Source organism: Roseivirga sp. BDSF3-8 (assembly GCF_041449215.1).
Taxonomy (GTDB): Bacteria; Bacteroidota; Bacteroidia; order Cytophagales; family Cyclobacteriaceae; genus JBGNFV01.
The window spans coordinates 986,243-998,052 of record NZ_JBGNFV010000001.1 but is presented as its reverse complement, the minus strand read 5'-3'; the positions used below and the strand labels follow the sequence as shown (position 1 = coordinate 998,052).

10 protein-coding genes are annotated in these 11,810 nt (G+C 42.8%); 1 reads left to right on the top strand and 9 read right to left on the bottom strand.

Going from position 1 to position 11,810, the window contains the following annotated elements:
- Positions 1–49: 49 nt before the first annotated feature.
- The 4 genes from AB9P05_RS03985 to AB9P05_RS03970 all read right to left on the bottom strand — a co-directional run bounded on the left by AB9P05_RS03985 (position 50) and on the right by AB9P05_RS03970 (position 2,823).
- Positions 50–571 carry a pentapeptide repeat-containing protein gene (locus tag AB9P05_RS03985; protein ID WP_371907516.1) on the bottom strand — a complete coding sequence of 174 codons (522 nt, stop codon included), beginning with the start codon at positions 569–571 and terminating at the stop codon, positions 50–52.
- Positions 571–1,110 carry a hypothetical protein gene (locus AB9P05_RS03980; protein ID WP_371907515.1) on the bottom strand — a complete coding sequence of 180 codons (540 nt, stop codon included), beginning with the start codon at positions 1,108–1,110 and terminating at the stop codon, positions 571–573. Before AB9P05_RS03980 ends, AB9P05_RS03985 begins: the two co-directional genes overlap by 1 nt.
- A gap of 397 nt (positions 1,111–1,507) precedes the next feature.
- A complete protein-coding gene (locus AB9P05_RS03975) occupies positions 1,508–2,050 on the bottom strand; it encodes a hypothetical protein (RefSeq protein ID WP_371907514.1) in 543 nt (180 codons plus the stop codon).
- A gap of 248 nt (positions 2,051–2,298) precedes the next feature.
- Positions 2,299–2,823, bottom strand: coding sequence for a hypothetical protein (locus tag AB9P05_RS03970; protein WP_371907513.1), 525 nt, complete (start codon positions 2,821–2,823; stop codon positions 2,299–2,301).
- Positions 2,824–2,863: 40 nt separating this feature from the next.
- On the opposite strand from AB9P05_RS03970, the gene AB9P05_RS03965 reads away from it, so the two are divergent.
- Positions 2,864–3,025 carry a hypothetical protein gene (locus tag AB9P05_RS03965; protein ID WP_371907512.1) on the top strand — a complete coding sequence of 54 codons (162 nt, stop codon included), beginning with the start codon at positions 2,864–2,866 and terminating at the stop codon, positions 3,023–3,025.
- 10 nt (positions 3,026–3,035) lie between these two features.
- Here the strand turns inward: AB9P05_RS03965 and AB9P05_RS03960 are convergent, their stop codons facing one another.
- The 5 genes from AB9P05_RS03960 to AB9P05_RS03940 all read right to left on the bottom strand — a co-directional run bounded on the left by AB9P05_RS03960 (position 3,036) and on the right by AB9P05_RS03940 (position 11,802).
- Positions 3,036–3,578, bottom strand: a complete 543-nt coding sequence (locus AB9P05_RS03960; protein WP_371907511.1) for a hypothetical protein — start codon at positions 3,576–3,578, stop codon at positions 3,036–3,038.
- Between the two features lie 314 nt (positions 3,579–3,892).
- Positions 3,893–4,186, bottom strand: a complete 294-nt coding sequence (locus AB9P05_RS03955) for a hypothetical protein (RefSeq protein WP_371907510.1) — start codon at positions 4,184–4,186, stop codon at positions 3,893–3,895.
- 2 nt (positions 4,187–4,188) lie between these two features.
- Positions 4,189–4,731, bottom strand: coding sequence for a hypothetical protein (locus AB9P05_RS03950; RefSeq protein ID WP_371907509.1), 543 nt, complete (start codon positions 4,729–4,731; stop codon positions 4,189–4,191).
- Between the two features lie 8 nt (positions 4,732–4,739).
- Entirely contained in the window at positions 4,740–5,594 is an 855-nt protein-coding gene (locus AB9P05_RS03945) for a hypothetical protein (RefSeq protein ID WP_371907508.1), read from the bottom strand.
- Positions 5,595–5,598: 4 nt separating this feature from the next.
- Positions 5,599–11,802 (bottom strand): DUF6443 domain-containing protein, encoded by a 6,204-nt coding sequence (locus tag AB9P05_RS03940; protein WP_371907507.1) that lies wholly within the window; start codon positions 11,800–11,802, stop codon positions 5,599–5,601.
- Positions 11,803–11,810 lie beyond the last annotated feature (8 nt).

Below are 11,810 nucleotides of genomic sequence, written 5' to 3'. Positions count from 1 at the left end.
GTTGAAGAAGCCAAGGTTGCATAAAAAAATAATTTCCATGGCTGGTATTCTATTTGCCTATACATTGTGGACTTTGTAAATTCCAGATCACATTATGCTCCTCGTTATCTCTGGTGTTAGGTGGTTTAGACTCTCCTGTGAAAATTGTGTTTACGATTTTTGATTCTGTTAAATACGATTTATCAAAGTTGCAGTTTTTAAAAATGCAGTTGTTCAAGCTACCATCAATTGAACTTGCAAAAAAATTTGACTCCTTGAATGTGCAAATATTAAAATTTACTTTCAGTATTTCCGCTTTTATAAATGAGCAATTTTCAAATATACAGCTGCTGAAAATTGTCTTGTAAAACTCAGTTCTACCAAAATCTACATTCTTAAAGATACAGTTTTGAAAAGCTGAATTTTGGATTGGATATGAACTTAAATCCTCAACACCTTCCATCATAAAATTATTTAATTTTTTTTCATAAAAGGTGCCCATATCCAATCTTTTGCAATTAAAGTCGCCACCTATGGCCTTTTTATGAGAGATAATATTCTCTTCTAAAACATCATTATTTATAACATCCATTATGGCAATAAATTAGAATTAATCTCAACTACTCTATTTAAATCAGTAGACGATAAAGTATTACTCATCCAGTTTCTTAAGTCACTTAATTGAAGATCATTTATATAGCTAGTATCTAATAAGATTTTTGCATCAGGGACATTTCGTAATTGTTTTTTAATGGAGTCTCCAACTTGAACCACATCGAAAAATTTACCATTTGGTGCTTTAACATCCCAATACTTTCCATTACTGTCAATAAATTCTAATCCACCTGAAGGATCTCTTGAAATAGGCCCCTCAATTAATCCCTGGGATTCGGCTTCCAAGCCTGCCATGGCTTCTTGCCTAGTTTCCGGCTTAATTTTACCTTCTGCCGGATCATATGCCAAATCATTAAATTTTGAATCTTCGGTATACCTAGAAGGAACCTTATCATTGGAGTCAAATGATTTATATTTGTCGGCATTATTTCCCGCCCTCCTAACCTTTCCATCTACTGTACGCTTTTCTAAATGGTTTATCCAGGCTCTTTGTTCAGCTTCAGGTAGGTCATTCAACTCATCTTTTATATCGTCAAATTTACCATTTGTCCCACTATCGAAGGGACAAACCATTTAAGTGGCTGACCAGGAATTCTTTCGAACTGAGTCGTTTTCAATTCCTTCTGAAACTTCTGGTCTAATCAAATAATAGTTAATACAAATTTATTTACTGGTGGAAAAGCTGATCTACTAAATTACAATTTCAGTTGCCTTATCAAGAAGTTGCTGCTTAGTGGGTATGACTCCAACAGCGTCGGAATCATCCCAAAGTTGACGGATCTGACTTAAATTAATATATTACCTGTTGTTTAATAGTATTGTACTATAGATTGCGTTGTGTAATGATTTTTTTTAAAAAGCATAAAAACATCCAAAGTAATAGATGTATATTATATAGTTTAATCTTATTTAGTTATTTTTTATATTTCAAATAGCCAATAAATCGGTCCTTCTCATCTTTTACCTTTCGTTCTATATTTAGCTTATTGTATAAAATTTTATCTAAATAAACTTGCCATAGATGGTAAGACTGAGCTTTCAAAAATGGCTCCCTTTCATTTACTAATTCTAATAGCTTTTCGGATGTCACCCATCCCTCATTAACATCCTTATTGGAATTAAGTACCTCGACCAAAGTCTGTTCAAAAATCTCGCTTTGTCCATCTGTCAGCTTTAGTTCTGGATATATATAGAGGGTAAGCAGATTTTGAACATGCTCTCTTAGTTCTATATTACTATAATTTTCCAGTGACATGAAAAGAGCGCTTTCATTAGCTAATTTTATCCAATCAAATTCAGGGTTTCTGACAGCAATTTGTAGCTCCTGTTCCAGCCCTTTTTTATCTATCACCCCCCCGTCTATTTCTACACTTATACTTCCTAAACTATCCTCATAGGTAGGCCATAAATCTTCCCTAAAAGCACTTAATGCTCTAATTAAATTCTTCTTTTTCATAATTAAAAATCAGGAAACATGGTTAATAACTGAAAATTACCTGGAGTAATCTTTATAAACAGCTCGGACCTTTGTTGATTGCAGAAAAGAACTCCCATCCTTGGGAACTCTTTTTCCATAGGTAGCCCCATTTGTCACCGTATGATATACTATCTTGGTCCCATTATTAATAGGGGCATTTTTAAAGGCTGCTGTACCTGGGCCGGTGTTATTAAGTGCTTTTTTAACTTGATCAGGCTTTATTATCGTTAATTTCTTAAAATATCGATCTGTTTTTTTATTCTATCTATTAGAATCTCAGGGGTATTCAAAACTTCACTCAATGAATACTCAACGTATTCTACTGCTTTTGATGAATCATTAGGCAAAGATAGTGTTATTGTACTGTTTTGATCATCTAAAAAAACCGACACTTTATATATCCTATTAAGAATAGAAAATCTTAAAAATGGGCCTTTTATATCCACGCTTTCTAGTTCTATTACTTTCAGTTTACCTAATAGCCTGTCAAAGATTCTTTCCAGTTCTAATAATTCCTTAACAATAAACTCTTTGCCTGATACTGTAATTTTATATGATTCCATTTGACCATCATTCGGAATGATTTTTTCTAGCCATCCCGAGTCCAAAAAGGATTTCAAAAAAAAGCTTGGCAAAATATCTGACCTAAATGAGTAAACTATCATTCGATCAAATTTATAGTGTGATACTTGCCCACCTATTGAGTGCAAATAACAAAGTATCATCTTTTTAAGTGATTCTGATATTTTCATTTTTTCTGGTGCATCAGGTTGGTAAATAGGTGATGTTCTTATGAACGGTGCGACTGATGATTGGGCCAGTTCTCAACTACAAGATAAGGAAATACTCAACCTCTTTAAAATTGTGGAGCAGCTCAACAGTGAGGATGAAAAAATGATTAAAATATTTCTCGATGCCCTGGTAGCAAAGAGAAAAATTCAGTCTCTAGCGTAAAAAACCAGCACTATAGCTGATTTTTTTTATGTCTTAAATAACCTATTTCCTGATATTTCTGCACTATTGGCCTTCTTTCAATATTTGATTTATAGAAGTTTAGCTTCCATAGATCAAAATATTCTAAGTCTTGATAATTCTCCTTTTTCTTTAATAACTCATAAAGATCATAAGAAAACATCCAGCCTTCATTGACCGAATATCCATTCAAAATACCTACAACATCTATCTGCATCTTGCTAATCTGTTCTTGGGTAAGAACATTTTCCGGATAAACAAAATCCATTAAAGCTAACTTCACATAATTGATAATCTCTTCATTGTTGTATGACGAAGGTGACAAGAGCAGAGAATTTGATTCAGCAAAACCTATCCAATCAAAACTGCTATCAGAAAGCGCTTCTTCAAGTTCAAGCTTCAAATGTTCTACATTCACAAACCCACCTTTTACATTATCTTGAAGCCAATTAAGTCTTTGTTCATCATCCAAATCCAATCCTTCTTGATATGGCTGAAGGGCTGCTTCTAAATTTTTATTTTCCTTATTTATCATAGCTCAGGATACATTGTAATAAGTTGATAATTTCCACCTCCGACATCCCTGTAGATAGCTTTAACATTTTGCATGTTTATAAATGTGCTTTCATTTGCAGGTACGCCCTTACCTAAGACTTTTGTCGAATTATATGTCACAACTCTAGTATTGCCTTGTTGAACTCCATTACACCTATCTTCTTCATGTACTATTATATCACCCTTTCCTATTACAGCATCAATTGCTGAAAAGAAATTAAGAATAGTGCTATGTATTTGAACAGTTTCATATGAATGTATAAGCCCAACCAAACAACGGCTGGACTTTTCTGTTTATTTTTCTTCAGGGAATAAAGTATCCCACATTAACCATTTAACTTGCCTAAGAACATCTTCTTCACTATACCTTTCTTCATAACCATAAAATTCAACCTCCTTAGCCGCCTCTTTCCAGCTCCATTCAGGATCATTCAATGCTTCCTTTATGTCCTTTCTTATTAAGTCTGTATATGAAGGCTCGCTATTATATAAAAATGCTTTAAAACGTTTTTTATACTCATCTTCTGAAAAGCCAAAATGAATTGGACAAATGGATAATGCTACTATGGCATATTTATAATTTTTCATATTTAGTGATTTTCTTTATATCTCAAATAGCCAATAAATCGGTCCTTCTCATCCTTTACCTTTCGTTCTATATTTAGCTTATTGTATAAAATTTTGTCTAAATAAACTTGCCATAGATGGTAAGACTGAACTTTCAGAAATGGCTCCCTTTCATTTACTAATTCTAATAGCTTTTCAGATGTCATCCATCCCTCATTAACATCTTTATTGGAATTAAGCACCTCGACTAAAGCCAGTTCGAAAATCTTCCTTTGTCCATCTGTCAGCTTTAGTTCTGGATATATATAGAGGGTAAGCAGATTTTGAACATGCTCTCTTAGTTCTATATTTCTGTAATTTTCCAGTGACATGAAAAGAGCGCTTTCATTTGCTAATTTTATCCAATCAAATTCAGAGTTTCTGACAGCACTTTGTAGCTCCTGTTCCAGCCCTTTTTTATCTATCACCCCCCCATCTATTTCTACACTTATACTTCCCAAACTATCCTCATATGGAAGCCATAAATCTTCCCTAAAAGCACTCAATGCTCTAATTAAATTCTTCATTTTCATAATTAAAAATCAGGAAACATGGTTAATAATTGAAAATTACCTGGGGTAATCTCTCTATAAACAGCTCGGACCTTTGTTGATTGCAGAAAAGAACTCCCATCCTTAGGAACTCCTTTTCCATAGGTAGCCCCATTAGTCAACGTATGATAAACTATCTTGGTCCCATTATTAATAGGGGCGTTTTTAAAGGCTGCTGTCCCTGGACCAGTGTTATTAAGTGCTTTTTTAACTTGATCAGGGCTTTCAAACTTTGAGGCATATGGAGGCTTGAACCCAGGGTTGTTCCCATCTGGGGCGGTCCCTGTATTTGCTCTCTTAATCAAAGCCTCATCTGTCACATCATGTCCGTGTCTCTCAAGAACGTGTGCATCTGGATGTTCTGTAAGCTTTTTAAGGTCATCAGCATCATAACCTGAAACATCAGGCGTACGTTTCATCTTTAGCTCTCCAGCATCGTCAACCAGTTGGTACCCATTTTTAGGTTCACCTATAGGCGTTCCATACCCATATTTTTCCGGAAGTATCTTGCCGTTTTTAATTTCTGCTATTTTACTTCCATTTACATCTGTCAGTTCAAGATTACCATCAACATTTCTTGAAAATTTAGCCCCACTTTCGTCCCACTTATTAACGTTTTTTAAGAATTCAGCATCATTCTTCAGCGCATCTTCTACATCCAAATTGTCTAACTCTTCCCATTGATCTATCAGATCCGGGTTTTCATTTATAGCATCAGTTAGCTCTCGGCCCTCAGGTGTAGTATCATCAGTCGCTTTTTTGAACCTGTCCCACTGACATTGACCAAAGCTACTGAACGTAAGTAGACTTAGAAAAAGTATAAATAATAGCCTCATCATCAAATCAATTACATTTAAAACTTTTGGCTCTTTCTAATACTGCCGGATTCTTTTTTAGTCTGTCGCTAACCCCGGCATCATCCAGCTTCTTATATCCATCAACAAGTGAAATATCTCCATCAAAGGCATTCAGCAAAGTTTTGTCTCCATTAATATCTAGTTTCATTAATTTTTTTTGAGCGGCCTCAAATTCATTTGGGTCGGGATATAGCTGCTTCAGATTACCAAATTTCATGTCTTTAAATCTTTTGAGCTTCTTTAGAGCTCCCATTACTTCAGTGGCCAGCGATGCCCCCCCTGTCACCAATAGAGCAAAGGCTAACTCCCCAAAATTATAAGGCACATAGTAGTAGGGATAATCATTCATCTGATCAATAGAATCAAAAAACATTTGCTTAAGCTGCTCAAAGGTTAGATTTGTGACTGCATCCAGCATTTGATTACGAAATTTTTCATCAAAAATCAGACTGGCCACCATAATGACAATCTCAGGAATATCTTTGCCTTGATCAATCAGGATGTTCCCCGCTGCGGCAATAACATCCGGTATGAAGATTCCCAGTTCATTTTCATTTCCGGTCGCACAGTCTACCCCATTGCCACAGTCCTCGTTCCACCAGCGTTCATGAACCTGGATTTGGTCCAGTATTTCTCTCATAAGTCGTAAGGGTACCATTGCCTTCTCGTAGAATGTGAGGGCTGGTGTCTCCAGATCAGGAACATCATGTTTAGTAGGTACTTCCTCTATTAAACCATATTTATAGTTAGGGTTAGTATCCCAGTCAGCAGGTCTTTTAAGTTCATTTGCTGATAAAGCCAGCTCGTTTGCTTTCTGCTCCAGTTGTTTAGCAGGAACTTTAGAGTATGGTCCAAAATCATAGGGCTGATAAAACTGCCCGTCAAAGGCGATGTAATGATCGACAATTTCATCGCCCTCTTTTACCATGTAAAATTCCACATCGCTTTCGGTAGTTCTTTGCCCGGTTTCGTACTGATTTTTCCGATATTCCAGAAAGTTCTGATCGCAAATTATCGCTTTTGAGGAAATCCCCTGAGAAGCATAATCTCCAACAGCGTTGTTAAGTGCTTCCAGCTCTCTGGAGTCGGTGTCTACCAATGCTATAACCTCAGAATCTGAATTGAGAGTGTTTTTCAGGTCTTCTATCTCAAGTTGTATCTCCTGGGCTCTATTATTAATCTCAAGTAGTAATTGATCCTTGTCGTGAGTACTTCCATCCCTGAATTTATCGGATATAAACTTTTGCAATTTAATGGCGGCTATATCGATCAATATATCCTCCTGGTAGTTGCCACTATAGATCGGACTGATCTTGGGGGTAGCATTTTTTAATAATGTCTTTGATTCTTTATCTACATACTCTGGTGCTAATGCGATTTTGTCAATTACCGCATAGTTTTTATTTCCATCCACATCTATACGGATACCTTTGAGTATATCGATTAGTGCGGTGTAATCTACCTTATTCTTATCCTCCACATGCTCGTCTGCCTCGCTTTCCCGTGAAGTAACCTCATCGCCGGAAGGGGTGATAGCATTCTTCTTCTGACTTTGAGTTTCTTTAAGTGCGGTAAGTGCTCCTGCCTGGTCACCTGGCACTTTTTTGGCCGGTGAATTTTGATCATCTCCCTTTTTATATGCCTCGTTGGCCTTACCTACCTCGGTAGGATTAGGAAAATCCCTAGTCCATGCTTTACCGTACTTATCCGAATTGTCATCTTCACTTGATCCGGATCCGGTACCTACCTTATACCAATTATTAGCGCCTTCTGCAGGGCCGTTTTCCTTTGAGTTGGTTGCTGGTTTTTTGCCTTTCGCCGACTTATACCCCAGGGTAATCGTTCCTTTGCTTTCGTCTGCTTCGTCTTCTTGGTCCTCTTCGCCGGTGTCATTGCCGGCACCTGTGTCAGGTTTCGTTTTGGAACGCTTATTTTTGTCCTTTTTACCCTCCTTACTGTCCTTGTCCCCATTATCCGTTTCAGTGGAGGTATTATCACTTGAAGAGGAGGTAGAGTTGCTATTGCTGTTTGAATTGTTACTCCCGGATTTGTTTTTACCTCCGAATAATTTATCAGCCCAATTCTGCAGTTTACTCCCGAGACGTTTTCTATTTAGCTTCTTACATTGTTTTTTGGCGTTCTTAGGGGCCTTTCCAGATTTCCCACCGAAGACGCTATTAACAGCCTTCTTCAATATCTGCCCTATTTTGTTCACCCCTTGCATCCCCTGCAGGCCCAGTGCATCTATGTTGCGGATGGGGTTATTAAGGGCGTAGTGGTAGGGGCTATGGTCTAGCTGTAATTCCGCCAGCGGGTCCGTCATATAAAAGCGGCCCGTGGCAGGTTCGTAATCACGGAAGCCCAGGTCGCGGAAGCCTGATCCGGTACCACTGACCGTACCCGTATAGCGATCGTCGCCGCGCTTAAAGCCATCGAAGGTAAGGCCGAAGGGATAGTAAGCCTCCGACTGGATAATGATATTCGGCGTGTGCGTCACCTTGAAGTCATCGAAGTATACCTCCAGTCCTTCAGGGCTTTCATTAGATACATAGATAAATATATACCCCCTTACCTCAATATCTATCGACATATTCAGGCGGGTCGGCGTACTGCCCCCCGAGGCAGAAAGCTGGATAAAGCCAAGGTCCTCCTGCTCCATATTTTCATCAAAGAGCACATAGTTCAGGTAGGCCGGTACGTAGGCAGGGTCAGCAGTGGCCCCGCCGGAAGCCCCCGCCGCCAGTCCGTCAAAAGCAGTAGCGTCCAGGCCCGTCTCAGGGCCGTAGGGTATGCCCATAGCCTGCAGGAACATCGCCCCGAAGGTAAGCGCCTCCCGGTCAGGGTTGCTCGCGGCATAGCCCCCGTAGCTCGCATACACCTCCATGTCTACCTTGTCGCCGGGGTATACCTCCAGGCTTTTCGATATTCCTACCGCCTCATCATATTCATAACCAAGCAGTCGCTGGCTTACACTGCCCCCTTCCGTATGGTTATGTACCGGGGCGCTTATCAGGTTGCCCTGCTTACGGCTTTCGCCGAATTCGTACTCCTCTTCCGTCTGTTTATCCGCCTCAAAGGTCGCCAGGTAGTCTACAGGGTCATTTTCAGCAATAGTGACCCAGGTATTGCCCAGGTGGTCCTTCAGGTCATAAGTGTATAGCCACCCCGTGGGCTGGTCCGGGTCCGCCTGCAGGAAGCCGTCATCATAAACCAGGTGGCTAATCTCTCCATTATCCAGCATCACAGACCCTACGAAGGTAGTCGTGTTTTGCAACTGCCCGTTCAGGTAGTATTCCGTCCGCTGCTTGGCCCCGTCACCCGTGTAGTGGTGCACCACCTCACGCCCGTCCCGGTAGGTAATCCTTTCCGGCATGTTGAGCTGGTTGTAGGCTATTTTGGTGATGTCCTTATCAAAGGAGTCCGTCATGCGGCCCTCCTCATCGTAGTGGTATTCCTCTATGCCCGTTTCTTTAAACACCCCGTCGTCCTTATACCCCTCACGCGCCTCAGACCAGTCACGAATATTTTTCAGGCGTGTGCCGTCATAAGTATACTCAAGGTCATCAATCAGGCCGGGTTGCAGCCCGTTTGCCTCCGTTTCCGTTAGCCCCTTACGCTTCAGGCGCGTGATGTTGCCATACAGGTCGTAAGTTACTTCCGTACTGTATTCGTCTGTGTGGGCCGTCCAGGTATCATCCTCCGCTTTGGCAATGTAGTCAGCCCTCGTCAGGCGGTTCAGGCCGTCGTAGCGGTACCCATACGCCTGCTCTTTCTGGCCCAGTATCTTCCAGCGCATCCCGCTGATGCTGCCATTGTACTGCGGGTTTGTAAAGCCATGGTTAAAGCTGAAAGACATGCTCAGTGCCTTGGCCGGGTCCTCCGTAGCTGCCTCAGGATCATTTACCCTTTCCAGCCAGCCACGGATATGGTAGCGGTAGTCCGTGTCCTGCAGGAAAGTCTCCCCCTCATCACGGCTATGCAATTTCTTGTTCACCAGTTGGCCCAGCGAGTTATAAGCCAGAGCAGACATCAGTACCTCTTCCGCCGGCTCCGGTGCCTTGCCCCGCATATCGATACGCTCAAAGTAGTGGTTGCCAAAGCGTAAGCCCACGGCCGTCCGCAAGGCCCCTGCTGCAGGGGTGGTGCTTTCCTTCAGCAGTTCCCCATTGCGGCGGTAGTACACCCTGCCCTCTTTCCGCTCTATCTCAAATACATCACCCGGCTGCCAGGTGCCGATTATGCTACCCGTAGCACCGTTATCGATAAGCCGGATATCCTGGTTAGAAAGGTAAATGCCATGAGAAAGGCTCTGCATGTGGTAGGTAAACTCCCCTTCGTCCAGTCCGAAGAACCGGCGGAAGCCCGTACCATCCTGTCCTGCCGTAAAGCGCACCGCACCGTCCTCTCCGGCAGGAATTACCCGCGTGCTAAGCCCTCCCGCATTGAAGGTGGCATAGCTGTAGTTTTCACTGATTATTTTGGTTATCTGGGGTCCGAAGGCTGCTGCCTCCTGCAGGTCCGTCCACTCCACCGGGCTGTAGCCGTCGTTTTCCACCCGGTGCCAGGTCTCCAGCAGGCGGCCCGTATGGTCATAGGTCATCCGCTGGTGCTGTACCAGCGTCTTGGTGCCCACAAATTCATCCCGGTACTCCGTTACATTACCCGCCCAGTTATATGTCAGGGAAGATACAGAGTATCCACCGTGGGGCGTATCCGCACGCGCATGCTGTTCCAGTACCTGGATGGGCCGCAGCTTTTCATCGTAGTAAAATACCCGGTACAGGTGCTCTCCCGTACTCAGGTCTTTCGCCATAGTGGCAGTCACCTGTCCGGTAGGGTAGGGCTTATACTTCTGTTCAAAGCCATATCGGGGCACAAAGCTCAACTCACCGATACACGGCACATTGTAATCATCATAAAAGAGGATAGTTTCAATGTCATCGATCTCCACCTGGGTAGGGTAGGAGGCTTTATAAGACCACCCGACGCCCGTAACATTGGTTTTGAACTCATAATCGTAATGCCCGGACTCAGCCGCCGGCCGGGCAGCTTCTTCCCTTATCTGGTCCGGGGGCAGGTCTATCACCACCGTACCCGTCATCACCAGGCGGTTCAGCGGGTCAAACTTAGAGAAGCTCCACTCATTGGCCCTTCGCTGCGAAGGAGTCTGGGACAGTACCGGCAGGTCGCGGCTGTTGTAGACTATGTACTCCCACTCTTCTTTACCCGGCAAATACTTACGGATCAGGTAGCCATCATTATCATAGCGGTAGCGGTAAGCGTACATACTCAGGTGCTCTTCCCTTACATACACACTCGCCGCCGGGTCGTGCACCTCCATAAAGGCAGGAGGTAATACCGCCATCAGTTGCTCCAGCTCATCAAATACATATAGCGTAGTAGCCCAGCGACCCGGTGCTTCCTCCACCCTGCGCATAACAGGCAAGCCCGCCAGGTCCAGAAACTCCTCCGTTACATGACCGTCCGCGTCTTTCGTCCGGGTCACCCGTAGCCGGTTCGCCGGATAGTAAGCCCCCGGTTCCTGCACCACCATGTCCGGTAGCCCCTGGTAGGCAAATAGCGGAACCTCATTAGCCGTATTATAGCGGTAGCTCTTTTCCGTCGCGTGCGCACCGTCCACGTCCCAGTCCTGCCCCGGGGCCCCTTTCTTTAGCAGCCTCCCCATAGGGTTAGACTCAAACACACTTTCCGAAAAAGGCTGTATAGAGTTAGCTGTTTTCTCATCCTCATCCTGATAAAACAGACTTTGAGCCGTCAGCGCATTTGCCCTGAAGCTGCCCGGCTGTAAGCTCGCAGGCAGGTCCGCATAAGGCAGGTAGTTAGTTGTTTTCCGGCCAAAGCCATCATAAACGATGGCATTCACCAGGTCATGCCCATCAGTACCGGCCATTCGCTTCACCACCTGCGCATCCCTTCCCAGGCCGTCGTAGAAGACCGTTTTGAGCAGTACCTTATCGCCCGGCTCGTTTATCACCACATCCGGATGGGTATAAGGCAGGCGGGGCATATATTCCCGTACCTCGTTTATAGCCGGGCCAGACTCAGACTCTTGCGGAATATACACGCCCGTCTCGCTGCTTCCGGCAGTCGTTACAGGCCGGTTAGGTAGTTGCGCCAGTGTACTGGCTGCTGTAAACAGCAATATGATTAAAGAAGCTATATTTTTCATCTCTAAGG